Origin of the sequence: Pseudomonas sp. MF5691, assembly GCF_016405645.1 — a bacterium.
Taxonomy (GTDB): Bacteria; Pseudomonadota; Gammaproteobacteria; order Pseudomonadales; family Pseudomonadaceae; genus Aquipseudomonas; species Aquipseudomonas shahriarae.
In genome coordinates this window covers 15362-41121 of record NZ_JAEKDC010000035.1, presented here as the reverse complement: position 1 = coordinate 41121, position 25760 = coordinate 15362, and the positions used below count along the sequence as shown (strand labels likewise).

Sequence of the window (25760 nt, the reverse complement as noted above, 5' to 3'; positions counted from 1 at the left end):
TCCGACATTGATTTGGGGGGCCGCCGCGATGGGCCATCCATGGCCCAGCGCGGCTAACCCGGCGTCCTGCCGGGTTACCCCCCAAATCAATATCGGATGACGGCCAGCGTGGTTTAACGGGGCGCCTCAGATCAAAAGCAAAGCGAGGCGGCCTTAGAGCCGACCTGATCGTCGAGGCGTGCGCGTACCTCTGTGGGAGCTGGCTTGCCTGCGATGGCGGTGTCTCAGCCAATACATTTATCGACTGATACACCGCCATCGCAGGCAAGCCAGCTCCCACAGGGGAATGCAGCTTCGCGCCCCGGCTTTGGCATTGCTGTCGATGTTGCTCTGCTTTTGATCTGGTTTTTGATCTTAGGCGCCCCGTTAAACCACGCTGGCCGCAGGCAGGTATTGCGCAGTGGGCACCCCGGCATGGATGCCGGGTTAGCCGCGACACGGCCATGGATGGCCGATCGCGGCGGGCCCACGGAGCAATGCCTGACTGCGGGCATGCCGAGCCTAGGCGAGGCACCGAGTGGTGGGGCAAGAGCCCTTTTGGTTACTTTTGGGGCTCTTTTCCAAAAGTGACCCGCTGTAAGAGCGGAACCAATAGCCGCCGTAACCGCAGCAACGGATATGTACACACCCCCCAGAAGAGAACTATGTAGAGACTCATGCCGCGATAGCGGAGGGTCAGGCGACTTCTCTACAGCCGGTTAAACCGCAATCGCAGGCAAGCCAGCCCCCACAGTGTCAGGGTCGGTAGAGGTGGGCGTGCCCTGCGCGATACAGCGAGGATTCGCTGAAGCTGTCACTGGCCAGCACTCGACCCACCACAATCAGCGCGGTGCGCCTGAACCCCTTGGCTGCCACTTTGCTGACAATATCCGCCAAGGTGCCAATCGCCCAATCCTGATCCGGCCAGGTCGCCCGGTGTACCACGGCAATCGGGCAATCTGCACCGTAATGCGGCAGCAGCTCGGCGACGATTTTCTCCAGGTGATTGACCCCCAGATGCACGGCCATGGTAGTGCCGTGGCTGGCCAGGCTGTCGAAGGACTCCCCCGCAGGCATCGTGGTTTTATCGGCATAGCGGGTCAGGATCACGCTTTGGGCGATATCCGGTAAGGTCAGCTCCGCCTCCAGCAACGCGGCACAGGCGGCCACGGCGGTGACGCCGGGAATGATCTGGAAGGGAATTCCCAGTGCGCGCAAATGGCGGATTTGCTCGCCAATCGCGCCATACAGGCTCGGATCGCCAGAATGCACCCGCGCCACGTCCTGGCCCTGTTCATGGGCATGCTTGATCAACTCAATGATCTGCTCCAGGTGCAGTTCGGCGCTGTTGACCAGGGTTTCGGCCTGATGGCCTTCAAGCACGGCGGCCGGCACCAGAGAGCCGGCGTAGATAATTACCGGGCAACTGCGGATCAGCCGCTGGCCTTTGACGGTGATCAGTTCCGGGTCGCCGGGGCCTGCGCCGATGAAGTAGACGGTCATGGAGGATTCCTGTGAAAAAGCCGGCGAGGCGGGCTGCAGATGAAGACCGCTCATGATCAAGGAGGCGGATTATCGGGAATTCAGCCCGCGCACGCCAATGCAAAGGTGGCTTGCGGGCTTTTCTGGCGGTTGATCAACAGGCGGGCAGGGCGCTGGGCCAAGTGCTCGGCCAGGGCCAGGGCGGCGCTTTCGGCGATGCCGTGGCAGCCGGTATGGGCAAACGCGACAGCAGAGCGGTGGCTCAATTGCGCTTCGTGGATCGCCAACTGTTCGGCACTGAAAAACTGCAGTGGCAACCTCAAGTGTTCGGCCAGGGCCAGTAACCCTGGCTCATCCTGTTTACGGTCGATACTCGCCAGTGCGCTGATGTGCCGAGGGTCGATTCCCGCGCCAGCCAAGGCTTCATTGAACAGCGCCAATAGCGCCGCGACGCTGCAGCCACGCTGACAACCCAGGCCGACCACCAGGGTCGGCGCGGTGGTGGCTGCTGTCATGCCGAGTGCTGGTCGTCGCGATTGCGTCGGAACAACCAGGCGCTGATCAGGCCCAGGGCCAGCCAGAACGCAACATTGGTCAGCTGCGACGCGATCTTGAACTGCGCTTCCAGGGCCTGCGGGGCGAGCATCGAGTGCACTTCGGGCTGTGGCGCGCCAATCACATGGGGCACCGCCAGGATCGCCACGCCGAGGATCTTCAGCAGCCAGTTGCGACCAAACACAATCAGCGCGATACCGGCGGCGGTGGAGGCTGCCGCGCCGATCCACCAGATCTGCCGTTGCGCCAGGTCCGCCGCAGCGGTGCCGGGCAGTTCCGGTGGCAGGCCGAGGGTCGGTGCCAGCACAAAGGTGGCGTAACCGGCCAGGCCCCAGAGCAGGCCCTGGGCGGTGCGGGTCGGGGCGCGCAGGGTGTACAGGCCGGCGAGCATCAGCGCAAAACCTACGGCGACCACCAGGTTACCGCCAGTGGTGGACAGCACGCGCTGCCAGCCGTCTTCCGGTTCCCAGGCCTCGGCGTCGTGGCTGTGGGCCGCAGCACCAGGCGCATGCTCATGCACTTCGGTCGTGGCCGGGGCGTTTTCGTAGGTTTCCGCCTGCTGAATCAGCGGAGCCACCCAGAAACTTTGCAGCAGGGTCAGCAGCAGGGCGGCCAACAGGCCGGTGAAACCTGCGGTTTGCGCAATTCGCTTGATCATGGTTGCAGGTCTCAATGGCACGGGAAGGCGGCGCTGTGGCGCGTATCGTGGGCGGCGTTGTGCACGGCCTCGATATGGGAGAACCCGGCGAAATACACCAGGCACGCACCGAGGATCGACGCGCCGATAGCGGCGGTCAGGCGTTGGCTCAAGGTGGCGGAGCGGCTGGCGGTGTGTGAGGTGCTGCTGATGATCGACATGGCACGTCCCTTTCGAGTGGCAGGGTGACACGAGCGCATGAAAACCCCGCGAGCCGGGCACGCAGGGTTCTGAACAGCGCCCGCCCACCGCGGGTTTGTTATTTGATTTTTCGGGCCGGTCTCCGGGCTTGCGAGGGGGCTCTCCTGATTCCTGAAAGCATCGCCTTCCCATGCCAGAAGCACAGTGGCTGTGACGCTTCGCTCGCTTACCGTTGCGGGGGCAGCACCGGATTGGTCATGCATGCATGATTGACCGGTTTCCCGTTTCACCCTGTAAAGGGCACCCGAAACAAGATGTGTAGGAGAGCATGGGCGCGGGATGGCCGTCAATCTGTAGCTGGGCACCGCGGCTCTTCGCATGGTTTTGAATTGACCGTCCCTCAAGCACTGCGTAGCCTTGCACCTTCGAGGTTCTTCGGCTGCGGTCGAAGCTAAGAAGGGAACGCGGTCCAAGCCGCGGCTGCCCCCGCAACTGTAAAGGGTTTATCTGACTGCCACGCCACTGCCAATACGGCGGGAAGGCGCAGCCAGCGCCAGCCGCAAGGCCGGCAAGCCCCAAGCCAGGAGACCTGCCTCGCAACCGATTTTCCATTTCAACCGGGCGGGGTGATCCGGTGACGAATCCAGCACCTGCACGCCGCTGCAGGGCCAGTCGTCCCGTATGCCCGCCCCAAAGGGCATCCGATGAAAACACTGGCCAAACTTCCCGTCACTATCGTCACCGGCTTTCTCGGCTCGGGCAAAACCACCTTGCTGCGGCACATGCTGGACAACGCCCAGGGTCGGCGCATTGCTGTGATCGTCAACGAATTCGGCGAACTGGGTATCGACGGCGAGATCCTCAAGCAGTGCTCCATCGGTTGCACCGAAGAAGAAGCCAGCGGGCGCGTGTATGAACTGGCCAACGGCTGCCTGTGCTGCACCGTGCAAGAAGAGTTCTTCCCGGTGATGCGCGAGCTGGTGGCCCGTCGTGGCGACCTCGACCATATCCTCATCGAAACCTCTGGCCTGGCGCTGCCCAAGCCCCTGGTGCAGGCCTTCCAGTGGCCGGAAATCCGCAGCGCCTGCACGGTTGACGCGGTGATCACCGTGGTCGACAGCCCGGCCGTGGCCGCTGGCACCTTTGCCGCGTTCCCGGACCAGGTCGACGCCCAGCGCAAACTGGACCCGAACCTGGACCACGAATCGCCACTGCACGAGTTGTTCGCCGACCAACTGGCCAGCGCCGACCTGGTGATCCTCAACAAAACCGACCTGATCAGCCCTGAAGACCTGGCCCGTGTACGCCTGGAAGTCGCCGAAGAACTGCCGCCAGCAGTGAAAATCGTCGAAGCCAGCAGCGGCCGCCTGCCTCTGGATGTGCTAATTGGCCTGGGTGCCGGCTCCGAGGAGCATATCGACGGGCGCCATAGCCATCACGATCATCACCACGAAGGTGAAGACGACCACGATCACGATGCGTTTGACTCCATCTCCATCGACCTGCCACAGGCTGATGAAGCGCTGCTGCTCGATGCCCTGACGCAATTGGTGGTGCAGCACGGCATCCTGCGGGTCAAAGGCTTCGCCGCGATCCCCAACAAGCCGATGCGCCTGTTGATCCAAGGCGTGGGCACGCGCTTCGACAAGCACTTCGACCGGGCCTGGGGCGCTGACGAAGCGCGCATCACACGGTTGGTGCTGATCGGTCAGGACCTGGATGCGGCGGGCCTTGAAGCGCAATTGCGCGCCGCGCTCAGCGTTTAACCATGCACCTGCTCAGGACCCAGCCCGGTGGCTTCGTCTCCGATGACAACATCGCCGACCTGGGACAAACCCCCGCCGAGCTGGTGATCCTGTGCAGCGGCGATTCCAGCCTGGCGTTGCTGGCCGAAGCCGCCCAGCAACTGCCCGACGACTACCCGAGCCTGCGCCTGGCCAACCCGATGCAGGTGCAGAACCACGCCTCGGTGGACCTGTATGTGGATGAGGTGCTGCGCCACGCCAAGGTCATCCTGATATCCCTGCACGGCGGCATCGGCTATTGGCGCTACGGCATCCAACGCCTGGTGGAGCTGGCCGAGCAGGGCGTGCAGTTGATCCTGGTGCCGGGGGATGATCGCCCCGATCCCGAACTCAGCGGCCTGAGCACCGTGGGTGTGGTGGAGCGTGACCGCCTGTGGCACTTTCTGCGCCAGGGCGGGCTGGGGAATGCGCTGGATTTCTATCGTTGCCTGGCCAGTAGCTTCCTGGGCCGCGATTACCCGTGGGCCGAGCCGCAAACTCTGCCGCGCACCGCGATCTATCACCCGCGCGCCGCCAATGCCCGCCTCAATGACTGGCAGGCGGACTGGAACACCGATTGGCCGGTGGCAGCGGTGCTGTTCTACCGCTCGCACTTGCAGGCGGCCAATACCGGTTTTATTGATGTGTTCTGCCAACGCTTGCAGGCAGCGGGCCTTAACCCGCTGCCGATGGCGGTGGCCAGCCTGAAAGAGCCCGGCTGCCTGACAGTGGTCGAGGATTTGCTGGATGAGGTCGGGGCGGCGGTGATTCTGAACACCACCGGCTTTGCCCAATCCAGCCCCGAAGCGCCCCATCTGCGGCCGTTTCGCCGCAATATCCCGGTGATCCAGGCGATCTGCGCCCAGGACAACCAGCCCGGCTGGGAAGCCAGCGAGCAGGGCCTCGGCCCGCGTGATCTGGCGATGCACATTGCTTTGCCGGAGCTGGACGGGCGCATCATCAGCCGCCCGATCAGCTTCAAGGACCTGGCCTGGCGCAGCGAGCGCAGCCAATCGGACGTGGTGTGCTACCGCGCGGCCCCCGAACGCATGGACTTTGTCGCCGAACTGGCGCGGCGCTGGGTCGAGCTGGCACGGGTGCCGCATGCCGACAAGCGCATTGCGCTGATCCTCGCCAACTACCCGACCCGTGATGGGCGCATCGGTAATGGCGTGGGCCTGGACACCCCGGCCGCGGCCTTGAATATCCTGCGGGCCCTGCAGGCCGAGGGTTATCCGCTGCCGGATGCATTGCCGGCCAGCGGCACTGCGCTGATCCATGACCTGCTCGGCGGTGTCACCAACGACCTGGACAGCCTCGACCTGCGCCCCTGCCATCAAAGCCTGGGCCTGGACGAATACCAGGCGATGTTCAATCGCTTGCCCGAGGCCAACCGCCAGGCCGTGCTGGAACGCTGGGGCACGCCTCATAACGATCCGATGTGCCGCGACGGGCGCATGATGATCGCCGGCCTGCGCCTGGGCCTGACCTTTGTCGGCATCCAGCCGGCGCGGGGCTACCAGGTGGATGCCAGCGCGGTGTACCACGACCCGGACCTGGTGCCGCCCCACGCTTACCTGGCGTTCTATTTCTGGCTGCGCCACACCTACGGCGCCCATGGCGTGATCCACGTCGGCAAGCACGGCAACCTGGAATGGCTGCCGGGTAAAGGCGTCGGGCTGTCCGAGAACTGCTGGCCAGATGCATTGCTGGGACCGCTGCCGAACATCTATCCGTTTATCGTCAATGATCCGGGCGAGGGTGCCCAGGCCAAGCGCCGGACCCAGGCGGTGATCATCGACCATTTGATGCCGCCGCTGACCCGCGCCGAAACCTATGGCCCATTGCGCAGTCTGGAATTGTTGGCGGATGAGTATTACGAGGCGCAGTTGCTCGATCCGCGACGCGCTCTGGAGCTGCAAAAGGACATCCTCAAGCTGGTGCGCGAAACCCGCATCGATCAAGAGCTGGAACTGGATAACGAGGCTGACGCTGCCGTCTGGCTGCCGCGCCTGGACACCTACCTGTGCGATCTGAAGGAGTCGCAGATCCGCGACGGCCTGCATATCTTTGGCGAGTCGCCCGAAGGTCGCCTGCGTATCGACACCTTGCTGGCCCTGCTGCGCATTCCGCGTGGCGATGGGCGGGGTCCGCAATCAAGCCTGCTGCGGGTATTGGCCAAGGCCTTTGAGCTGGGCTTTGACCCGCTGGACTGCGCGCTGGCCGAACCCTGGACCGGGCGCCGCCCCGAGGTGCTGCAGAAGATCGACGGGCAGTTGTGGCGTACCGCTGGCGATACTCGCGAGCGCCTGGAGTTGTATGCGGCGCGGTTGATCGAACAGGCGCTGGAAGGCCCGCTCGAACAGCTTGAGGAGCCGGGCTGGGAGGAGGTGAAATCGGTGATCGAAAGCCTGCGCATCGTCGTCGCACCGCGCCTGGATGCCTGTGGCCCGGCCGAAATGCATGGCTTGCTGGAGGCGTTGAGCGGTCGTTTCGTGCCGGCGGGCCCCAGTGGTGCGCCGAGTCGTGGGCGCCTGGATGTGCTGCCGACCGGGCGCAATTTCTTCACCGTCGACGTGCGTAACCTGCCTACCACGACTGCCTGGCGTATCGGTTTCCAATCCGCAAACCTGATGCTTGAGCGGCACCTGCAGGACCATGGTGACCATCTGCGTCAGTTGGGGCTTTCCGTGTGGGGCACCGCGACCATGCGCACCGGCGGTGACGATATCGCCCAGGCCATGGCACTGATGGGCGTGCGACCGGTGTGGGCCACGGGCAGCCAGCGTGTCGATGATTTTGAGATATTGCCCATCAGCTTGCTCGACCGCCCGCGAGTTGACGTCACGCTGCGGGTGTCGGGGTTCTTCCGCGATGCGTTCGCCAACCTGATCCGCCTGTTCGATGCTGCGGTGCAGGCGGTCGCGGCGCTGGATGAGCCGGACGACCTGAACCCCCTGGCGGCCAAGGTGCGCAGCGAGCGCGAGGCGCTGCGCAAGTCGGGCCTGGATGAAGAGGCTGCGGCCAAGCAGGCCGGCTGGCGCATTTTCGGCGCCAAGCCTGGGGCCTATGGCGCGGGTGTGCAGGGCGCGATTGACGGTCGCCTGTGGCAAAGCCGCGAAGACCTGGCCGAGGTCTACCTGAATTGGGGGGGCTACGCCTATGGCGGTGCGGATGAAGGCACCGCCGCCCGTGAACAGTTCGCCCAGCGCCTGAGCCAGGTGCAGGCCGTGCTGCAGAACCAGGATAACCACGAGCACGACTTGCTCGACTCCAATGACTATTACCAATTCCAGGGCGGTATGCTCGCCGCCGTGGAAACCCTCAGTGGCGCCAAGGCCGCCAGCTACCATGGCGATCATAGCCAGCCGGACTTGCCGAAAATCCGCACGCTGAAGGAAGAGCTGAACCGGGTGATCCGTTCCCGCGCCGCCAACCCCAAGTGGATCGAAGGGGTCAAGCGCCACGGCTATAAAGGCGCGTTCGAGATGGCGGCGACGGTGGACAATCTGTTCGCCTTCGACGCGACCACGGCGCTGATCGATGACCACCAATATGCATTGCTGGCCGATGCTTACCTGCTCGACCCCGACACCCGGGCGTTTGTGCAACAGCACAACCCCGCGGCCTTGCGCGACATGACCGAGCGCATGCTGGAAGCCCAGCAGCGCGGTATGTGGCAGGCACCGGGGGCGTACCGCGAGGCATTGGAAAACCTGTTGCTGGACATAGAAGAAGACAGTTGATGACTGACATCCCCCATTTCCCACTGTCGGCAGTGGTCGGTGCCGACGACCTGAAGCTTGCCCTGTGCCTGACCGCCATCGACCCGAAGATCGGTGGCGTGCTGATCGAAGGCCCGCGCGGCATGGCCAAGTCCACCCTGGCTCGCGGCCTGGCGGACCTGTTGGCCAGCGGGCAATTCGTCACCTTGCCGTTGGGCGCCACCGAAGAGCGTTTGGTCGGCACTCTGGACCTGGATGCGGCGCTGAGCGAAGGCCGTGCGCAGTTTTCCCCTGGGGTGCTGGCCAAGGCCGATGGCGGGGTACTGTATGTGGATGAGGTCAATCTACTGCCTGATCATCTGGTGGACCTGCTATTGGATGTAGCCGCCAGTGGCACCAACCTGATCGAACGCGACGGTATATCCCACCGGCACTCGGCGCGTTTTGTGCTGATCGGCACGATGAACCCGGAAGAGGGTGAATTGCGTCCGCAGTTGCTGGATCGGTTCGGTTTCAACGTGGCATTGAGCGGGCAGACTTTGCCGACCGAGCGCGGGCAGATCATCCGTCGGCGCCTGGATTTCGATAGCGACCCTGGGGCGTTCTGCGCGCAGTGGGCTGACCAGCAAGCGGCGCTGCGTGCGCGTTGCACCCAGGCCCGTGCACGCCTGGAAAGCATCGCCCTGGATGACCAGGCCCTGGCGCAGATTACCGAGCGCTGCTTTGCCGCTGGTGTGGATGGCCTGCGCGCCGATCTGGTGTGGTTGCGCGGGGCGCGGGCCCATGCGGCGTGGCGTGGGGCTGCGGCCATCGCTGAAGAAGATATAGAGGCCGTTGCCGAATTTGCCCTGCGCCATCGTCGCCAGGAGCATTCATCTGCCGCCCGCCCACCGGAAAATGCGCCGGCGCCCAAACCCACTGACCCCAGCAGCGGCCAGGGACAGTGGGGTGAAATGCCTCCGTCTACACAAGTAACGGGTGCCCGCCGTGAAATACCCACCTGGCCAAAAAAGCCCTAGGCATTCGCCCCCGACCTGACGCGGGGGCGGATGCCCGGCCCAAGGCGGGTCGACTGGATCAAGGCAGGCAAGGGCGGGCGCGCAACGGCGCCGAGGGGATGGTCAATTGGCCGGGCACCTTGTTGGGCGGGCGACCACAATCGCGTAAAGACCTGGTGTACTGCAACCGCAGCCGTGCCTCCCATGAGCTGTGGCTGGTGATTGTCGATGCCTCGGCGTCCACTCGGCGGCATCAGGCGCTTAGCGATGCCAAGGGCTTGCTCGCGCAGGTGTTCGACGACGCCTATCGGCAGCGGGCGCGACTGGCGTTGTTGACCGCCAGCGGGCAAGTGCCGAGCTGGCAGGTACAAGGCTTGAAAGCGGCCAAGGGCCTGGGGCGTTGGCTGGATGGCCTGGGCGCCGGCGGAGGGACGCCGCTCCTGGCGGCGTTGACCGAGGCCGGGCATTGGCTGGCGGCGCGGCGCAAGCGCTATCCGGCTGAACAGCAGCGGTTGCTGGTGATTACCGATGGCCGGCTCAAGGATATTGGTCAATTGCCGGCGTTGGATTGCCTGGGGCTGTTGGTGGATATCGAACGTGGGCCGATCCGGCTGGGGCGGGCGCGGGAGCTGGCCGCCGGGTTGCAGGTGGATTATCGGCATATTGATAGCCTGTAGCGCTGCTGCTATCGCTATCGCGAGCAAGTCCGCTCCCACATTCGGCCGCGTACATCCTTTGGAATGCGCTTGAATGTGGGAGCTGGCTTGCCTGCGATAAGGCCCTCAAACCCACCGCAAAACGATCAGCTAGCCCCCGGCACATTCGGCCAAAGATCCGCCACCAGAAACAGCCGCTCCGCTTCCTCCCAATCCCCGCCGTTCTGCATCATGCGCACCAACAACTGCGCCGGCGCCATCGGGTCCAGGTCGACCAGCCAGCGCTGCATCTGCTCTTCACTCCAGATTTCTTCCGCCGGGTAATGCGCCGGCGCCAGCCAGGCATGGCGCGGCAGGGGCTGCCAGCGGCCCGGCGGGCTGGCCTGGATAAAGTCCTGCCAATCGCGCTGATGCAACCAGCGCCCGCGCAAATGCTGGGGGTGGGCGCCGAAAGGCGGGGCGGCCTCGCCGGGCCAGGGGTACAACAGGTAGCCGCCGAGCCACAGATGGGCGGTGAACTCCTGGATATCCAGCGTCGCCAGCACCTCCCGGCTTTGCGCCCTGGCCGAGATGGGCAGTTGGTGGTCTGCCAGATGCGCCAGCTTGCGATCCAGGCGGTCGTGACAACCCGGGCCCAGCCATTGCGCGGTGTCCTGGCCGTTGCCGTCCTGGGGGCCGAGGTAAAGCTTGATCGCCAACTCCAGATGATGCACGCCGTCACGGTCGCGCAGCAGCATGTCCAGCTCACCCAGGGTGTGCCCGGCCTGGCGGATCGGCAGGTTGGCCGCCAGCAACTCCACGCCAGGGGCGTGCTGCACGGCAAATTGCCACAGGCGTTCGTAATACAGGCCCAGGCGCCGGGTGCGTGCCAGGCTCAGCCAATGCAGCAGGGCGCTGCTGTCCTGGTCCAGGCGCCTGAGCCATTGCTCCAGGGCCGCAGGCTGCTGCACCCAGTCACTGCCGGCCAGGGGGTGACGTTGTGGCCAGGGCGTCTGCGCGAGCATCGGCGGGGCGAGGATCACCCACGCCAGATCCCGCACTGCGGGATGACGCAATTGACGGGGCAGAGGCTGCAGGTCGGGAAACGGATTCATGGTCCGAGCATAGCTGTTTCCTACTCGCCGCGTGCCCCCTGGAAGTGTTGAGAACCGTTGTCGTCTGGGGCCTGGGGCGACAAAGGATTTTGTCTAATGCGGCCTTTCGCCCATAATCGTTCTTTTTGCCAGACCCAAACCCTGCAGGAGCCCCATGGAGCAATTTCGCAATATCGGCATCATCGGTCGCCTGGGCAGTACCCAGGTTCTGGACACGGTCCGCCGGCTGAAAAAGTTTCTGCTTGAGCGCCACCTGCATGTGATCCTCGAAGACACCATCGCCGAGATTCTGCCGGGCCACGGCCTGCAGACCTCGTCGCGCAAAATGCTCGGTGAAGTCTGCGACATGGTGATTGTGGTCGGCGGCGACGGCAGCCTGCTGGGCGCCGCCCGGGCCCTGGCGCGGCATAACGTGCCGGTACTGGGGATCAACCGGGGCAGCCTGGGGTTCCTCACCGATATCCGCCCCGACGACCTGGAAGTTGAAGTGGCCAAGGTGCTGGACGGCCACTACCTGGTGGAAAACCGCTTCCTGCTGCAAGCCGAAGTGCGCCGCCATGGCGAAGCCATCGGCCAGGGCGATGCCCTCAACGATGTGGTGCTGCACCCCGGCAAGTCGACGCGGATGATCGAGTTCGAGCTGTATATCGACGGCCAGTTCGTCTGCAGCCAGAAGGCCGACGGCCTGATTGTCGCCACGCCCACCGGGTCCACGGCCTATGCGCTGTCGGCCGGCGGGCCGATCATGCATCCCAAGCTGGATGCCATTGTGATCGTGCCGATGTACCCCCATATGTTGTCTAGCCGACCGATTGTGGTCGATGGCAACAGTGAGTTGAAAATCGTGGTCTCCAAAGACATGCAGATCTACCCGCAAGTTTCCTGTGACGGGCAGAACCACTTCACCTGCGCCCCCGGTGACACCATCACCGTGAGCAAAAAGGCGCAGAAGCTGCGGTTGATCCACCCACTGGATCACAACTACTACGAAGTGTGCCGCACCAAGCTGGGCTGGGGCAGCCGCTTGGGGGGTGGAGGCGACTGATGCTCGATCCCGCGCGTAGCTACGACCTGATTGGTGACGTGCACGGTTGCGCTCATACCCTTGAGCACCTGCTCGACCAGATGGGTTACCACAAGCAGGGCGGCGTCTGGCGCCACCCATCACGCATGGCGGTGTTCCTCGGCGATATCATCGACCGTGGCCCGCGCATCCGTGAGGCGCTGCATATCGTCCACGACATGGTCGAAGCCGGCCAGGCGCTGTGCATCATGGGCAACCACGAGTTCAACGCCCTGGGCTGGAGCACCCTGGCGCCGCCCGGCAGTGGCAAGCAGTACGTGCGCGAACATTCGCCACGCCACGCACGGCTGATCCACGAGACCCTGACCCAGTTCGAACACCACCCCGGCGACTGGCATGACTTCCTCGGCTGGTTCTACAACATGCCGTTGTTTGTCGATGCCGGGCGTTTCCGCGTGGTGCACGCCTGCTGGGATTCGGGGTTGATCGAACCGCTGCGCCGGCAATTCCCCGACGGCTGCATCGACGAGCATTTCCTGCAGGCGGCGGCGGTGCCGGGCAGTTTTGCCTGCAACGCCTTCGATCGCCTGCTGCGCGGCACCGATATGCGCCTGCCGGACGGCCTGACGCTGACCGGCGGCGATGGCCTGACCCGTTCGTTCTTTCGCACCAAGTTCTGGGAAGACGACCCGAAGACCTACGGCGATATCGTGTTCCAACCCGATGCCTTGCCCGATCCGGTGGCCCGTACGCCGTTGTCTTCGACCGAGAAAAACTCCCTGTTGCGCTATGGCGTCGATGAACCCTTGCTGTTTGTCGGCCATTACTGGCGCAGCGGCAAACCGGCGCCGATCCGCTCGAACCTGGCCTGCCTGGACTACAGCGCAGTGCTCTACGGCAAGCTGGTGGCGTATCGCCTGGATCAGGAAACCTGCCTGGACCCCAACAAGTTCGTGTGGGTCGATGTCGAGCGCCCTGAGGTGATTCATGAGTAACGTGGCCGTTTTACGCTTGCCGCTGACGGTCGATCTGGCTGGCTTCGTCAAACTGTTGCAGCGCATGCAGGTGCCCCATCGCGTCAGTGAAGAGGCTGGCGAGCAGGTGCTGTGGGTGCCGGACGCGATCAGCGAAGACGTGCGCAGCCTGTATCAGCGCTTCCCGGCCGGCGATCCGGATCAGCAGCTGGATATTCCCCAGGAACCGGTAGCCAAGCGTCCCGGCTTCCTCCAGCAACTGCGCCACAGCCCGCTGACCGCGGGTGTGTTGCTGCTGAGCCTGGTCGTCGCTGCGGTCACGATGCTCGGCGACAACTTGCAAGCCATGAGCTGGCTGACGTTCCTGAATTTCCACGTGGCCGGTGAGTACCTGTATTTCACGCCCCTGGCCGACAGCCTGGCGGCAGGGCAGTGGTGGCGGTTGATCACGCCGATGCTGATCCACTTCGGCATCCTCCACCTGGCCATGAACGGCATGTGGTACTGGGAACTGGGGCGGCGCATCGAGGCCCGTCAGGGCAGTATCAACCTGCTGGGCCTGACGATGCTGTTCAGCCTGGCCTCCAACTATGCGCAATACACCTTTGGCGGGCCGGGCCTGTTCGGTGGCCTGTCCGGCGTGTTGTACGGCTTGCTAGGCCATTGCTGGATCTACCAGTTGCTTGCGCCCAACCCGGCGTATCGCCTGCCGCGCGGCGTGCTGGTGATGATGCTGGTGTGGCTGGTGCTGTGCCTGTCGGGCCTGGTCTCGATGATCGGCTTTGGCGAAATCGCCAATGCGGCCCATGTCGGCGGCCTGGTGGCGGGTTGCATCACCGGTTTGCTCGGCGGGTTGTACAGCCGCCATAAACGTAACGCTTGAATCTCTGCCCATTATTGAAGGAAGAGTCTTATGTCCTCTTTTGCTGAAATGATCGAAAACATCACCCCGGATATCTACCAGAGCCTCAAGCTCGCCGTGGAAATCGGTAAATGGGCCGACGGCCGCAAGCTCACTGCCGAACAGCGCGAGCTGTCGTTGCAGGCCATGATCGCCTGGGAGCTGCAAAACCTGCCGGAAGACCAGCGCACCGGCTATATGGGCCCGCAGGAATGCCAATCGAAGTCGACCCCGGTGGAAAACATCCTGTTCAAGTCGGATGCCATCCATTGATTGAGATTGGCCGTGGTGCAGTCAGCAAGATGTCGGCGCAACTGGGTTCGCCGACCGTTCAATACGCTTTTCGCCTGGGCGACACCGAGGTGCCGGTCAACCCGTTGATTGGCACTCATATACGCCTGGAATACCTCGGTGCGATCCACTGCACCCATTGCGGACGCAAGACCAAGACCAGCTTCAGCCAGGGCTATTGCTACCCGTGCATGACCAAGCTGGCCCAGTGCGACCTGTGCATCATGAGCCCTGAGCGCTGCCATTTCGATGCCGGCACTTGCCGCGATCCGGCCTGGGGCGAGAAATTCTGCATGACCGACCATGTGGTGTACCTGGCGAACTCGTCGGGGATCAAGGTCGGCATCACCCGCGCCACCCAGTTGCCCACGCGCTGGCTGGACCAGGGCGCGAGCCAGGCATTGCCGATCATGCGCGTGGCCACGCGCCAGCAATCGGGCTTTGTCGAAGATGTGCTGCGCAGCCAGGTCGCCGACAAGACCAACTGGCGCGCCTTGCTCAAGGGCGACGCGGCAGCGGTAGACCTTGCGCAGGTACGCGACGAGCTGTTCGTTTCCTGCGCCGACGGCCTGCTGCAATTGCAGGAACGCTTTGGCCTGCAGGCCATCCAACCGGTAACCGATATCGAGCCCCTCGAAATCCGCTACCCGGTGGAGCAATATCCAGCCAAGATCGTCAGTTTCAACCTGGACAAGAACCCGATTGCCGAAGGCACGCTGCTGGGGATCAAGGGCCAATACCTGATCTTCGACACCGGCGTTATCAATATTCGTAAATACACGGCTTACCAGCTCGCCGTGCATCAGTAGAAGGATTTCACGTATGCGCACCGAACAACCGAAGATGATTTACCTGAAGGACTATCAGGCGCCCGAGTACCTGATCGACGAGACTCACCTGACCTTCGAGTTGTTCGAGGACCATAGCCTGGTCCACGCGCAGCTGGTGATGCGCCGCAATCCCGAGCGCGGCACCGGCCTGCCGCCGCTGGTGCTCGATGGCCAGCAGTTGGAACTGCTGAGTGTGGCCCTGGGTGACCAGGAACTGAGCGCCACCGACTACCAATTGAGCGACAGCCACCTGACGTTGCAGCCGACCAGTGACAGCTTCACGGTCGACACCAGCGTGCGCATCCACCCGCAAACCAACACCGCCCTGGAAGGCTTGTACAAGTCCGGTGGCATGTTCTGTACCCAATGCGAGGCCGAGGGCTTCCGCAAGATCACCTACTACCTTGACCGCCCGGACGTGATGAGCACGTTCACCACCACGGTGATCGCCGAGCAGCACAGCTATCCGGTGCTGCTGTCCAACGGCAACCCGATTGCCAGCGGCCCCGGCGAAGACGGTCGGCACTGGGCGACCTGGGAAGACCCGTTCAAGAAGCCGGCCTACCTGTTCGCCCTGGTGGCTGGCGACCTGTGGTGCGTCGAAGACACCTTCACCACCATGAGCCAGCGCACCGTCGCGCTGCGCATTTATGTCGAGCCGGAAAACATCGACAAGTGCCAGCACGCCATGAACAGCCTGAAGAAGTCCATGCGTTGGGATGAAGAGGTCTATGGTCGCGAATACGACCTGGATATTTTCATGATCGTCGCCGTCAACGACTTCAACATGGGCGCCATGGAAAACAAGGGCCTGAACATTTTCAACTCCAGCGCCGTGCTGGCCCGTGCCGAAACCGCGACCGATGCCGCGCATCAGCGCGTCGAGGCCATCGTCGCCCACGAATACTTCCACAACTGGTCGGGCAACCGCGTGACCTGCCGCGACTGGTTCCAGCTGTCGCTCAAGGAAGGCTTTACGGTGTTCCGCGATTCGCACTTCTCTGCGGATATGAACTCGGCCACCGTCAAGCGTATACAGGATGTGGCCTACCTGCGCACCCACCAGTTCGCCGAAGATGCAGGGCCGATGGCCCACGCTGTGCGCCCGGACAGCTTTATCGAAATCTCCAACTTCTACACCCTGACCGTGTACGAAAAGGGTTCGGAAGTGGTCGGGATGATCCACACCTTGCTCGGCGCCGAGGGCTTTCGCAAAGGCAGTGACCTGTACTTTGAACGCCACGACGGCCAGGCCGTGACCTGTGATGACTTTATCAAGGCCATGGAAGACGCCAACGGTGCCGACCTGACCCAGTTCAAACGCTGGTACAGCCAGGCCGGCACGCCACGCCTGCTAGTGAGCGAGTCCTACGACGCTACCGCCAAGACCTACAGCCTGACCTTGCGCCAGAGTTGCCCGCAAACCCCGGACAACGTAGAAAAACTGCCATTCGTGATTCCGGTGGCCCTGGGCCTGCTGGACGCCAATGGGGCCGACTTGCCGTTGCGTCTGGCCGGTGAAGCGGCGGCGCAGGGCACCTCGCGAGTGTTGTCGGTGACTGAGGCCGAGCAGACGTTCACCTTCGTCGATATCCCTGAACAACCCTTGCCGTCGCTGCTGCGTGGCTTCTCGGCGCCGGTGAAGCTGAGCTTCCCCTACAGCCGTGACCAGTTGATGTTCCTGATGCAGCACGACAGTGACGGCTTCAACCGTTGGGAGGCGGGCCAGCAACTGGCGGTGCAGGTGTTGCAGGACCTGATCAGCCAACACCAGCAGGGCCAGGCCTTGGTGCTGGATCAACGGCTGGTCAATGCGCTGCGCAGCGTGTTGAGCGACGAAAGCCTGGACCAGGCCATGGTCGCCGAAATGTTGTCGTTGCCGGGTGAAGCCTACCTGACCGAAATCAGCGAAGTGGCTGACGTCGATGCGATCCACGCTGCCCGCGAGTTTGCGCGCAAGCAGTTGGCCGATAACCTGTTCGAAGGCCTTTGGCTGCGCTACCAGGCCAACCGCGACCTGTCGCGCAACACGCCCTACGTGGCGTCGGCCGAGCACTTCGCGCGCCGCGCCCTGCAGAACATCGCGCTGTCGTACCTGATGCTCAGCGGCAAGCCCGAAGTACTGGCGGCGACCCTGGAGCAGTTCGACGCGTGTGACAACATGACCGAACGCCTGACGGCATTGGCGGTGCTGGTCAACTCGCCGTTCGATGCCGAGAAGGCCAACGCCCTGCAAGTGTTTGCCGAGAACTTCAAGGACAACCCCCTGGTCATGGACCAATGGTTCAGCGTCCAGGCCGGGAGCGTGTTGCCGGGCGGGCTTGCACGGGTCAAGGCCCTGATGCAGCACCCGGCGTTCAATATCAAGAACCCGAACAAGGTGCGCGCGCTGGTCGGCGCCTTTGCCGGGCAGAACCTGATCAACTTCCATGCAGCCGATGGCTCGGGCTATCGCTTCCTGGCGGACCTGGTGATCGAGCTGAATGCCTTCAACCCGCAGATCGCCTCGCGGCAGTTGGCGCCACTGACCCGCTGGCGCAAATACGACAGCGCCCGTCAGGCGCTGATGAAGGCTGAGCTGGAGCGCATCCGTGGTTCGGGCGAGCTGTCCAGCGATGTGTTCGAGGTGGTCAGCAAAAGCCTCGCATGACGGCCGACTCACCACTGGCTGCCTACCAGCGGGCCCTGGCCGATGGTTTTGTGGCAGACGACGCGCAACGCCGGGCGGTCGAGGCGTTGCAGGCCTGCCATGGGGCGTTGCACCAGGGCGCCGACGCACCGGTCACCGGCGTTTATCTGTGGGGGCCGGTGGGGCGGGGCAAGACCTGGCTGATGGATCAGTTCCATCAGAGCCTGCGGGTGCCCGCGCGGCGCCAGCACTTCCATCACTTCATGGGCTGGGTCCATCAACGTCTGTTCCAGTTGACCGGCACCCCGGACCCTTTGCAGGCCCTGGCCCGCGAGTTGGCCGGGGACGTGCGGGTGCTGTGTTTCGACGAACTGTTCGTCAATGACATTGGTGACGCGATCATCCTCGGGCGCCTGTTCCAGGTGATGTTCGACGAAGGGGTGGTAATGGTCTGCACCTCCAACCAGCCGCCCGGGCAGTTGTACGCCGACGGTTTCAACCGCGAACGCTTCATGCCGGCTATCGAGGCGATTGAGGCCCATATGCAGGTGGTGGCGGTAGACGGCAGTGAGGATCACCGCTTGCATCCGGGCACCGCCGAGCAGCGCTACTGGGTCGATCAACCACAAGCATTGGCTACGGTTTTCCAGCGTTTGAGCGCTGGACAAGCCTGCAGCGAGGCGCCGGTTATGGTCGGTTCGCGGCGCATTGTTACGGTGCAGTCCAGCGAAACGGTGCTGTGGTGCCGCTACGCTGATCTGTGCGAACAACCGCTGGCGGCCATGGATTTCATGCAGCTGTGTGATCGCTATAGCGCCATATTGCTCGGCGAAGTGCCCGGGCTGAGTGCTTCGACCCGTCCTGGGCGGATTGCCCGTGGTACCGAGGATGGTGCCCAGCGCGTGGAGGCGGGCGACCGCGAGCTACCGGCGTTGTCGGTGCACGATGACAGTGTGCGCCGGTTTATCGCCCTGGTGGATGAGTGCTACGACCGCAAGGTCCCGCTGTACATCGAAGCGAGGGTGCCCTTGGCCGAGTTGTACACCGAGGGTTACCTGGAGTTTGCGTTCCGCCGCACCCTCAGCCGTTTGCAAGAAATGCAGTTGCAACGCTTTGGTCAGTAGTGGCCATTGGCCCACTGACACAATCATTTGCCTGATGGCTTTTTCCCGCGCCAAGTTGTAGTTAATCTCCTTCATCTAACCCCTACACCCCGCTTACAATCGAGCTTTTGCGGGGAGCTCATCCCTGCCGGGCAGTTATCGAGGAAGGAAATGGAAGCCGCAGAAATATTGGTGCTGCAAGCCAGCTACAGCAACTCCGTGCACGCCGAGGCCATTGGCCTGTTGCTCAACCACTATGCACAAGACCCCATGGGCGGTGGCCATGCCCTGTCCGCCGACCTGCTGCAACAATTGCCGGCGGAATTGGCCAAGCGTCCCCATGCCTTCAGCGTGCTGGCCTTTGTTGGCGGCGAGCCGGCCGGGCTTGTTAACTGTTTTGAAGGGTTTTCGACCTTTGCCTGCCGGCCGCTGGTCAACGTGCATGATGTGGTGGTCAAGGAACCGTTCCGAGGCCTGGGCCTGAGCCAGAAAATGCTGCAAAAGGTCGAGGAAATCGCCCGCCAGCGCGGTTGCTGCAAGATCACCCTGGAAGTGCTGGAAGGTAATCCAGTGGCGCAGGCGTCGTACCGCAAGTTCGGCTTCGATGACTCGATCTTCGACCCAGCCCATGGCCGCATGCTGTTCTGGAGCAAGGCCCTCTAAATCCTCAGGTCGTTCCCGCGCTCCCCTTGGGAAGGTTCGACCAGGCAAAAAAAAGCGCCCTGTACAGGGCGCCAAATTGACCTTCACCACCAGAGCATAATGGTGCCGGGTATTACTCGTGCATCAGCCTTTGGGTTGCTCAGCATCCCGCGTGTGTTGGGTGGATCCGGATTCAGCACCCTTGGCGTCGGCAGCCGCCGTCTGTTCGGTGTCGCTGTGGATTTGTTTCTGGGTGAAGCTGAAATTATCGAAGTGCTCCTTCACGCGCTCAGCGCCGCCTTCGGCGAAGGCGGCAGCGGAGGTCAGGCCCAGCAGGCCAGCGAGCATCAAGGTTGAAAGTTTCATCGCAGGTATTCCCATTAAAAGTGATCGTGTCTGCACCGTCCCTGGTCAGATTTATGGGAATAGTCTGTAGGAAGCTAATTAAGTGGGGGTTAACGTCAAGCACATCCAAAGTTAACCGCAGGGGTTAACTCTGGACGGGGCGCGGGTCGTTTACTTCTGGACCACACTCCGGGGTGTGGTACTGGCTTTGGGCTTGATCAGGCTGAAGTCGATCAAGGCCTTCTGCGAACGCTGGTAGGGATCGCCGATCAGCAATGGCCGTGGCTTGAAGCTGTCGCTGACCAGGCTGCGGCTGCGGTCCAGTTCGTCGAAACTCAAGCCGGCCAGGTCGGCCCAGGTATGAATCAACTGCGAGCTGCTGTAGGGCCGTTGTATATCGCCCTGCATGTTCCAGTCGTGGGTGGCGCGCCACTTCGGCGAGGCCCAGGTCATGAAGGGGATGGTGTACATCGGGGCTGTCGGCTTGCCCTCGTTGCGGCCCAGGGTGTCATGGCCCGCTGAGTCGAACACATCCTCGCCGTGGTCGGAGAGGTACAGCAGGAACCCATTGGGGTCGGTCTTGGCGTAGTCCTTGATCAGGCTCGACACCACGAAGTCGTTGTAGCGCACTGCGTTGTCATAGCTGTTGTAGGTCGGCAGTTGGTCGTCACTGACCGCGTCCGGGACACCCTGGCGGTCGGTAAAGGTGTCGAAGCTTGGCGGGTAGCGGTACTGATAGCTCATATGGGTACCCAGCAGGTGCACCACGATCAGCTTGCGCTCGGCCTTGTCGGCCAGGGCCTTGGAGAACGGCTCCAGCACGTCGCCATCGTACTGGCGGGCGTTCTGGTTACGGTTGTTGTTGAGGTACACCTGCTCGTCGGCCTGTTCGGAGAACGTGGTGAGCATGGTGTTGCGCTTGGTCATGGTCTGCTGGTTGGTGATCCAGAAGGTCTTGTAGCCGGCCTGTTCCATCATGCTGACGATGGAAGGGGTCTTCAGATACAGATCCGGATTGTCTTCATCGGCAAAGGTCAGTACCTGTTGCAGCGCCTCGATGGTGTAGGGGCGCGGGGTGATGACGTTGTCGAACACATCCAATTGGTCACGCAGCTTGTCCAGCTCCGGCGTGGTCTTGCGCGGGTAGCCGTAGAGGCTCATGCGCTGCCGGTTGGTGGACTCGCCGATCACCAGCACCAGGGTCGACGGTTGGCCGGCCATGCTGTCCTTGAAGTTGCTCAGGGGCGGGATCTTGCTGACGTTGTCGAGCATGCCCTGCATGTTGTTCAACTGCTGGGTGTAGCGGCGATAGGCAACAATCATCTGCCACGGCACGGCAGGTTCGACCCGGGTTTCGAAGCCATCGATGGCCCGTTCCAGGGTGTCGTTGGTGGCAATCTGCTTGACCAGCGGATAGCCGACAATCGCCAGCACAATGGCCGTCGCCGCGACCATTGCCCGGACCCGGGGCAGGTAGACCGGGCGCACACGGGTCCAGAGGAAGACGGCCAGGGCAGTGTGGGCAATAAAGGCCAGCACGATCCACCAGGCAAAGTATTGCGTTGCATACTCGCCGGCTTCAGAGATGTTCGACTCGAACATGATGAAGATGACGCTCTGGGAAAATTCCTGCTGGTAAATAAAGAAGTAGCCCAGGCTGGCCATGGAACAGGCCCACAGCACCACACCGATCAGCGCGGCGAGTAGCCGGGCGCGACGCGGGAACAGCAGCATGGGTGCCAACCACAGCGCACTCATGAAGAACGCCTGGCGGAAACCACTGAAGCCGGAAGTGCCGGTCAGTTGGATCAGCAGTTGGGTAATACCGGAGAAATACCAGAAAAACAGGAACATCCAGCCCAGGCCGGCCCAATCAAACCCTTTTGCAGACTTCGTGCTCGCCATGCAGCGCTCCAACCCGATAATTGCCGCCGCCCATGCGCGAGGCGGCGTTCTGGCGCAGGATTATCGGGAAGGGCGGGTGAAAAGTTTGTGAGTTGGACCCGGGGTTCAGCAGGTAATGGCTTGGTTTGCCAACTGAGCCTGCAACTGCGCCCGCAGACGGATCACTTCCTGCTGCAACTGCTCGCGTTCGTCTTTCAGCTGGCGCAGTTCGTCGCGACGGACGGTGACATAGAGGGTCTGTGGCGGGCGTGTCATCTGTGCTGTGCGCATTGCTTACCTCGCAAATAGCCGGTGTATCGCGGTGCCAGAGCGCTTGAGTCGAGGCCCTCGGCAGGAGTCAGGGGCGATTCTGATTTCTTTTTGGGCTCAAGGGAACTTTTTTATTTTTCAGGGTCGCTGTGACTTTTCAGCCGGTGATGGTGAAACGATGGCCTCTTTTTGTGATGAAACTAGTGCGATTGGCGCCGGACTAATTCTTCATTGCGCTATAAACTGTGTCACACATTTTTATTTGTAGTTGGGAGCATCAATACATGCAACTGGGGATTATCGGACTAGGCCGCATGGGCGGGAATATTGCGCGCCGCTTGATGCTCAATGGGCATACCACCGTGGTCTACGACCGCAATGAAGCATTCGTCAAAGGCTTGAGTGAAGAGGGCGCGACCGGCGTTGCCGATCTGCCTGCCCTGGTCGCTGGCCTGCAAAAGCCGCGGGCTGTCTGGGTCATGTTACCGGCGGGCGAGCCCACCGAAACCACGATCAACGACCTGAGCGAACTGATGGAACCCGGCGATGTGATCATCGACGGCGGCAACACCTTCTATAAAGATGACGTACGTCGCGGCAAGGCCCTGGCGGAAAAAGGCCTGCACTACATCGACGTCGGCACTTCCGGTGGCGTGTGGGGCCTGGAGCGCGGTTACTGCATGATGATTGGCGGCGACGCCGAGACCGTCAAGCACCTGGACCCGATCTTCGCCACCCTCGCGCCGGGCCTGGGCGATATCCCGCGCACCAAGGACCGTACCGCTACCGACGACCGCGCCGAACGTGGCTATATCCACGCCGGCCCTGCCGGTTCCGGGCACTTCGTGAAGATGATCCACAACGGCATCGAGTACGGCATGATGCAGGCGTTTGCCGAAGGCTTTGACATCCTCAAGACCAAGAACTCGGAAAACCTGCCGCCAGAACAGCGTTTTGACCTGAACGTGGCCGATATCGCTGAAGTCTGGCGTCGCGGCAGCGTTGTGTCCTCCTGGCTGCTCGACCTCACAGCCGATGCCCTGGCGACCGACCCCAAGCTCGACGGTTACTCCGGTTCCGTGGCCGACAGCGGCGAAGGGCGCTGGACCATCGAAGCGGCCATGGAGCAATCGGTACCGGTACCGGTGCTGTCCAACTCGTTGTTTGCCCGGTTCCGCTCGCGCCAGCAAAGCACTTACGGTGACAAGCTGCTGTCGGCCATGCGCTTCGGCTTTGGCGGCCATGTGGAGACTTCCAAAAAATGACGGCCACCGGCAAGAAACCCAAGGCCGAACCCGCTCCACCCACTACCTTGTTCCTGTTCGGCGCCCATGGCGACCTGGTCAAGCGCCTGCTGATGCCGGCGCTGTACAACCTCAGTCGCGATGGCTTGCTGGGTGAGGGGCTGCGAATTGTCGGGGTGGATCACAACGCTATCAGCGATGCAGACTTCGCCAAGAAACTCGAAGACTTCATCCGCACCGAAGCGGCGAGCAAGGTCAAGGGGAATGCCGAACATGCACTGGACCCACAGTTGTGGGCCCAGTTGGCCAAGGGCATCAGCTACGTGCAGGGCGATTTTCTCGATGACGGCACCTATGCCGACATTGCCAGCAAAATCGCCGATAGCGGCACGGGCAACGCGGTGTTCTACCTGGCCACCGCGCCGCGCTTCTTCAGTGAAGTGGTGCAGCGCCTGGGCCGGGCCAACCTGCTGGAGGAAAGCCCCGGGGCTTTCCGCCGCGTGGTCATCGAAAAGCCGTTCGGCTCCGACCTGGCCACCGCCGAGGCGCTCAACGCCTGCCTGCTCAAGGTCATGACTGAGAAGCAGATCTATCGCATCGACCATTACCTGGGCAAGGAAACGGTGCAGAACATTCTGATCAGCCGTTTCTCCAACGTGCTGTTCGAGGCGTTCTGGAACAACCACTACATTGACCACGTGCAGATCACCGCTGCCGAAACGGTCGGTGTGGAAACCCGGGGCAGTTTCTTCGAAAACACCGGCACCCTGCGCGATATGGTGCCCAACCACCTGTTCCAGTTGCTGGCGATGATTGCCATGGAACCGCCGGCAGCCTTTGGCGCCGATGCGGTGCGTGGCGAGAAGGCCAAGGTGATCGGGGCCGTGCGCCCCTGGTCGCTGGAGGATGCACGGGCCAACTCGGTGCGCGGCCAGTACACCGCCGGCGAGATCGGCGGCAAGGCGCTGCCGGGCTATCGGCAGGAGGCCAATGTGGCCCCGGACAGCAGCACCGAAACCTTCGTTGCGCTCAAGGTGATGATTGATAACTGGCGTTGGGTCGGCGTGCCGTTCTACCTGCGCACCGGCAAGCGCATGAGCGTGCGCGACACCGAAATCGTTATCTGCTTCAAACCAGCGCCCTATGCCCAGTTTCGCGATACCGAAGTCGACGAGGTCAAGCCGACGTACCTGAAAATCCAGATCCAGCCCAATGAAGGCATGTGGTTCGACCTGCTGGCGAAAAAGCCCGGGCCGACCCTGGACATGGCCAACATCCAGCTGGGCTTTGCCTACAAGGACTTCTTCGAGATGCAGCCTTCCACCGGCTACGAGACGCTGATTTATGATTGCCTGACCGGCGATCAGACCCTGTTCCAGCGTGCCGATAACATCGAAAACGGCTGGCGTGCGGTGCAACCATTTCTCGATGCCTGGCAGAAGGACGATGGCATCCAGGCTTACAAGGCCGGGGAAGATGGCCCAGCGGCAGCGGATGCGTTGCTGGCCCGTGATGGCCGCGCCTGGCATAGCCTCGGATGAGTGAGGAGACGATTCACCCCATCCGTTTTTTGTTGAGTGATATGGACGGCACCTTGTTGCTGCCCGATCACAGCCTCAGCCAGCGCACCATCGCTGCCGTGCGGGCGCTGCGCGAAGCCGGGGTGTTTTTCAGCCTGGCCACCGGGCGGCCGCCGAGGGCGATGTTGCAGCAGATCGAAGCCCTGGGCGTCGATGTACCCACGGCGGGATTCAACGGCGGCACCCTGGTGAACCCGGATGGCAGCATTCTGGTGGCCCACCACTTGCCGGCAGAGGCGGCGCTGATCACCCTGGCACTGTTGTGCGACCAGCCGGAGGTGGAAATCTGGGTGTTTGCCGATGGTGAGTGGCTGCTGCGTGACCCCTCGGGCCCGATGGTGCCTCGGGAGCAGCATGGCCTCGGGTATGCGCCGGTCGTGGTGGAGAGTTTCGAGCCGTTTCTGGGGCGGATCGACAAGATCGTCGCCGCCAGCGCCAATGCACAGTTGCTGGTCGAGCTGGAAGCGCGCTTGCAGCCCAAGGTTGCAGGCTTGGCTCAGGTTTCGCGTTCGCAGCCGGTCTATCTCGATATCACCGCAATGAAGGCCAACAAGGGCGATGCCCTGAAAACCCTGGCTGCGCACCTTGGGGTAGCGCTGGAGCAGACGGCAGCCATCGGCGATGGTGGCAATGATCCTGCGATGTTTGAAGTGGCCGGGTTGTCGATTGCCATGGGGCAGGCAGAAGAGGTGGTCAAACGTCAGGCCAACCTGGTCACCGGCAGCAATGTCGAGGACGGTGCTGCCGAAGCCATTGAACGGTTGATCCTTCACCGCCAGTAACTGAAGGCTCACTGGAAGATCAAGTGATCATGCCATGGCTGCTATATAAAGAAGGGCGCTACGAAAGTTGCAGGCACGCAAAACCCGTGGCGAGGGTCGAACTCACTCGCCACGGGTTTAATAGTTTTAACAAGTTGCAGCCAATATAAG

At 62.6% G+C, this 25760-nt stretch carries 23 protein-coding genes and 2 riboswitches; of the genes, 15 read left to right on the top strand and 8 right to left on the bottom strand.

The window, feature by feature from the left end:
* Positions 1 to 735 precede the first annotated feature (735 nt).
* The 4 genes from cobM to JFT44_RS27245 all read right to left on the bottom strand — a co-directional run bounded on the left by cobM (position 736) and on the right by JFT44_RS27245 (position 2874).
* Positions 736 to 1482 carry a precorrin-4 C(11)-methyltransferase gene (gene cobM / locus JFT44_RS27260; protein WP_128593043.1) on the bottom strand — a complete coding sequence of 249 codons (747 nt, stop codon included), beginning with the start codon at positions 1480 to 1482 and terminating at the stop codon, positions 736 to 738.
* Between the two features lie 80 nt (positions 1483 to 1562).
* Complete coding sequence (locus tag JFT44_RS27255; RefSeq protein WP_057959412.1) at positions 1563 to 1976, bottom strand: cobalamin biosynthesis protein; 414 nt, start codon at positions 1974 to 1976, stop codon at positions 1563 to 1565.
* Positions 1973 to 2674: a CbtA family protein gene (locus JFT44_RS27250; RefSeq protein WP_169989672.1), complete on the bottom strand. Its 702-nt coding sequence runs from the start codon at positions 2672 to 2674 to the stop codon at positions 1973 to 1975. Before JFT44_RS27250 ends, JFT44_RS27255 begins: the two co-directional genes overlap by 4 nt.
* Positions 2675 to 2685: 11 nt before the next feature.
* Entirely contained in the window at positions 2686 to 2874 is a 189-nt protein-coding gene (locus tag JFT44_RS27245) for a CbtB domain-containing protein (RefSeq protein WP_057436758.1), read from the bottom strand.
* A 95-nt stretch (positions 2875 to 2969) separates the two neighbouring features.
* Positions 2970 to 3177, bottom strand: a riboswitch (cobalamin riboswitch).
* An 88-nt stretch (positions 3178 to 3265) separates the two neighbouring features.
* Positions 3266 to 3466, top strand: a riboswitch (cobalamin riboswitch).
* Between the two features lie 92 nt (positions 3467 to 3558).
* Between JFT44_RS27245 and cobW the strand changes: the two genes are divergently transcribed.
* The 4 genes from cobW to JFT44_RS27225 are packed head-to-tail and all read left to right on the top strand — an operon-like array spanning position 3559 to position 10038.
* The gene (gene cobW, locus JFT44_RS27240; RefSeq protein ID WP_057436756.1) at positions 3559 to 4620 is read left to right on the top strand and encodes a cobalamin biosynthesis protein CobW; all 1062 of its coding nucleotides are present in this window, start codon (positions 3559 to 3561) and stop codon (positions 4618 to 4620) included.
* 2 nt (positions 4621 to 4622) lie between these two features.
* A complete protein-coding gene (gene cobN / locus JFT44_RS27235; RefSeq protein ID WP_057959414.1) occupies positions 4623 to 8384 on the top strand; it encodes a cobaltochelatase subunit CobN in 3762 nt (1253 codons plus the stop codon).
* Positions 8384 to 9382, top strand: a complete 999-nt coding sequence (locus JFT44_RS27230; RefSeq protein WP_057959415.1) for an ATP-binding protein — start codon at positions 8384 to 8386, stop codon at positions 9380 to 9382. The genes cobN and JFT44_RS27230 overlap by 1 nt, the downstream gene beginning before the upstream one ends.
* A gap of 53 nt (positions 9383 to 9435) precedes the next feature.
* Positions 9436 to 10038 (top strand): VWA domain-containing protein, encoded by a 603-nt coding sequence (locus tag JFT44_RS27225; protein ID WP_057959416.1) that lies wholly within the window; start codon positions 9436 to 9438, stop codon positions 10036 to 10038.
* Positions 10039 to 10163: 125 nt separating this feature from the next.
* Here the strand turns inward: JFT44_RS27225 and JFT44_RS27220 are convergent, their stop codons facing one another.
* On the bottom strand, positions 10164 to 11111 hold the full coding sequence (locus JFT44_RS27220; RefSeq protein ID WP_128593045.1) for a DUF1853 family protein: 948 nt from the start codon (positions 11109 to 11111) through the stop codon (positions 10164 to 10166).
* A 154-nt stretch (positions 11112 to 11265) separates the two neighbouring features.
* Between JFT44_RS27220 and JFT44_RS27215 the strand changes: the two genes are divergently transcribed.
* The 8 genes from JFT44_RS27215 (at position 11266) to JFT44_RS27180 (ending at position 19526) form a co-directional block, all read left to right on the top strand.
* Positions 11266 to 12156, top strand: coding sequence for an NAD(+) kinase (locus JFT44_RS27215; protein WP_010210870.1), 891 nt, complete (start codon positions 11266 to 11268; stop codon positions 12154 to 12156).
* The gene (locus tag JFT44_RS27210; protein WP_198831431.1) at positions 12153 to 13130 is read left to right on the top strand and encodes a metallophosphoesterase; all 978 of its coding nucleotides are present in this window, start codon (positions 12153 to 12155) and stop codon (positions 13128 to 13130) included. The genes JFT44_RS27215 and JFT44_RS27210 overlap by 4 nt, the downstream gene beginning before the upstream one ends.
* The gene (locus tag JFT44_RS27205; protein WP_115128297.1) at positions 13123 to 13992 is read left to right on the top strand and encodes a rhomboid family intramembrane serine protease; all 870 of its coding nucleotides are present in this window, start codon (positions 13123 to 13125) and stop codon (positions 13990 to 13992) included. The genes JFT44_RS27210 and JFT44_RS27205 overlap by 8 nt, the downstream gene beginning before the upstream one ends.
* 30 nt (positions 13993 to 14022) lie before the next feature.
* Positions 14023 to 14283, top strand: a complete 261-nt coding sequence (locus tag JFT44_RS27200) for a YeaC family protein (protein ID WP_057436741.1) — start codon at positions 14023 to 14025, stop codon at positions 14281 to 14283.
* Complete coding sequence (locus JFT44_RS27195) at positions 14280 to 15110, top strand: DUF2797 domain-containing protein (RefSeq protein ID WP_057436738.1); 831 nt, start codon at positions 14280 to 14282, stop codon at positions 15108 to 15110. The genes JFT44_RS27200 and JFT44_RS27195 overlap by 4 nt, the downstream gene beginning before the upstream one ends.
* Positions 15111 to 15123: 13 nt before the next feature.
* Positions 15124 to 17781 (top strand): aminopeptidase N, encoded by a 2658-nt coding sequence (pepN, locus tag JFT44_RS27190; protein ID WP_198831430.1) that lies wholly within the window; start codon positions 15124 to 15126, stop codon positions 17779 to 17781.
* Positions 17778 to 18884: a cell division protein ZapE gene (gene zapE, locus JFT44_RS27185; protein WP_120733214.1), complete on the top strand. Its 1107-nt coding sequence runs from the start codon at positions 17778 to 17780 to the stop codon at positions 18882 to 18884. Before pepN ends, zapE begins: the two co-directional genes overlap by 4 nt.
* 150 nt (positions 18885 to 19034) lie before the next feature.
* Positions 19035 to 19526, top strand: a complete 492-nt coding sequence (locus JFT44_RS27180) for a GNAT family N-acetyltransferase (protein WP_057436733.1) — start codon at positions 19035 to 19037, stop codon at positions 19524 to 19526.
* A 123-nt stretch (positions 19527 to 19649) separates the two neighbouring features.
* Here JFT44_RS27180 and JFT44_RS27175 read toward each other — a convergent pair whose 3' ends face one another.
* From JFT44_RS27175 to JFT44_RS27165, 3 genes are all read right to left on the bottom strand, one after another.
* Positions 19650 to 19871, bottom strand: coding sequence for a hypothetical protein (locus JFT44_RS27175; RefSeq protein ID WP_057436731.1), 222 nt, complete (start codon positions 19869 to 19871; stop codon positions 19650 to 19652).
* 150 nt (positions 19872 to 20021) lie between these two features.
* Entirely contained in the window at positions 20022 to 21755 is a 1734-nt protein-coding gene (locus JFT44_RS27170) for a phosphoethanolamine transferase CptA (RefSeq protein ID WP_169989675.1), read from the bottom strand.
* Positions 21756 to 21860: 105 nt separating this feature from the next.
* Entirely contained in the window at positions 21861 to 22010 is a 150-nt protein-coding gene (locus JFT44_RS27165; protein ID WP_220172963.1) for a DUF6026 family protein, read from the bottom strand.
* Positions 22011 to 22288: 278 nt separating this feature from the next.
* Between JFT44_RS27165 and gnd the strand changes: the two genes are divergently transcribed.
* From gnd to JFT44_RS27150, 3 genes are read left to right on the top strand one after another with little or no spacing between them, the layout of a single operon-like run.
* The gene (gene gnd, locus JFT44_RS27160; RefSeq protein WP_057959424.1) at positions 22289 to 23269 is read left to right on the top strand and encodes a phosphogluconate dehydrogenase (NAD(+)-dependent, decarboxylating); all 981 of its coding nucleotides are present in this window, start codon (positions 22289 to 22291) and stop codon (positions 23267 to 23269) included.
* A complete protein-coding gene (gene zwf, locus JFT44_RS27155) occupies positions 23266 to 24789 on the top strand; it encodes a glucose-6-phosphate dehydrogenase (protein ID WP_115128294.1) in 1524 nt (507 codons plus the stop codon). The genes gnd and zwf overlap by 4 nt, the downstream gene beginning before the upstream one ends.
* Positions 24786 to 25610 (top strand): Cof-type HAD-IIB family hydrolase, encoded by an 825-nt coding sequence (locus JFT44_RS27150; RefSeq protein ID WP_057959426.1) that lies wholly within the window; start codon positions 24786 to 24788, stop codon positions 25608 to 25610. The genes zwf and JFT44_RS27150 overlap by 4 nt, the downstream gene beginning before the upstream one ends.
* Positions 25611 to 25760 lie beyond the last annotated feature (150 nt).

Coding starts and splice junctions, on each gene's coding strand:
- cobW (WP_057436756.1), top strand. CDS start 3,559: ATGAAAACACTGGCCAAACTTCCCGTCACTATCGTCACCGGCTTTCTC.
- zwf (WP_115128294.1), top strand. CDS start 23,266: ATGACGGCCACCGGCAAGAAACCCAAGGCCGAACCCGCTCCACCCACT.
- JFT44_RS27170 (WP_169989675.1), bottom strand. CDS start 21,755: ATGGCGAGCACGAAGTCTGCAAAAGGGTTTGATTGGGCCGGCCTGGGC.
- JFT44_RS27245 (WP_057436758.1), bottom strand. CDS start 2,874: ATGTCGATCATCAGCAGCACCTCACACACCGCCAGCCGCTCCGCCACC.
- JFT44_RS27255 (WP_057959412.1), bottom strand. CDS start 1,976: ATGACAGCAGCCACCACCGCGCCGACCCTGGTGGTCGGCCTGGGTTGT.
- gnd (WP_057959424.1), top strand. CDS start 22,289: ATGCAACTGGGGATTATCGGACTAGGCCGCATGGGCGGGAATATTGCG.
- JFT44_RS27205 (WP_115128297.1), top strand. CDS start 13,123: ATGAGTAACGTGGCCGTTTTACGCTTGCCGCTGACGGTCGATCTGGCT.
- JFT44_RS27220 (WP_128593045.1), bottom strand. CDS start 11,111: ATGAATCCGTTTCCCGACCTGCAGCCTCTGCCCCGTCAATTGCGTCAT.
- JFT44_RS27165 (WP_220172963.1), bottom strand. CDS start 22,010: ATGACACGCCCGCCACAGACCCTCTATGTCACCGTCCGTCGCGACGAA.
- JFT44_RS27180 (WP_057436733.1), top strand. CDS start 19,035: ATGGAAGCCGCAGAAATATTGGTGCTGCAAGCCAGCTACAGCAACTCC.
- cobM (WP_128593043.1), bottom strand. CDS start 1,482: ATGACCGTCTACTTCATCGGCGCAGGCCCCGGCGACCCGGAACTGATC.
- JFT44_RS27230 (WP_057959415.1), top strand. CDS start 8,384: ATGACTGACATCCCCCATTTCCCACTGTCGGCAGTGGTCGGTGCCGAC.
- pepN (WP_198831430.1), top strand. CDS start 15,124: ATGCGCACCGAACAACCGAAGATGATTTACCTGAAGGACTATCAGGCG.
- JFT44_RS27200 (WP_057436741.1), top strand. CDS start 14,023: ATGTCCTCTTTTGCTGAAATGATCGAAAACATCACCCCGGATATCTAC.
- JFT44_RS27175 (WP_057436731.1), bottom strand. CDS start 19,871: ATGAAACTTTCAACCTTGATGCTCGCTGGCCTGCTGGGCCTGACCTCC.
- zapE (WP_120733214.1), top strand. CDS start 17,778: ATGACGGCCGACTCACCACTGGCTGCCTACCAGCGGGCCCTGGCCGAT.
- JFT44_RS27150 (WP_057959426.1), top strand. CDS start 24,786: ATGAGTGAGGAGACGATTCACCCCATCCGTTTTTTGTTGAGTGATATG.
- JFT44_RS27215 (WP_010210870.1), top strand. CDS start 11,266: ATGGAGCAATTTCGCAATATCGGCATCATCGGTCGCCTGGGCAGTACC.
- JFT44_RS27250 (WP_169989672.1), bottom strand. CDS start 2,674: ATGATCAAGCGAATTGCGCAAACCGCAGGTTTCACCGGCCTGTTGGCC.
- cobN (WP_057959414.1), top strand. CDS start 4,623: ATGCACCTGCTCAGGACCCAGCCCGGTGGCTTCGTCTCCGATGACAAC.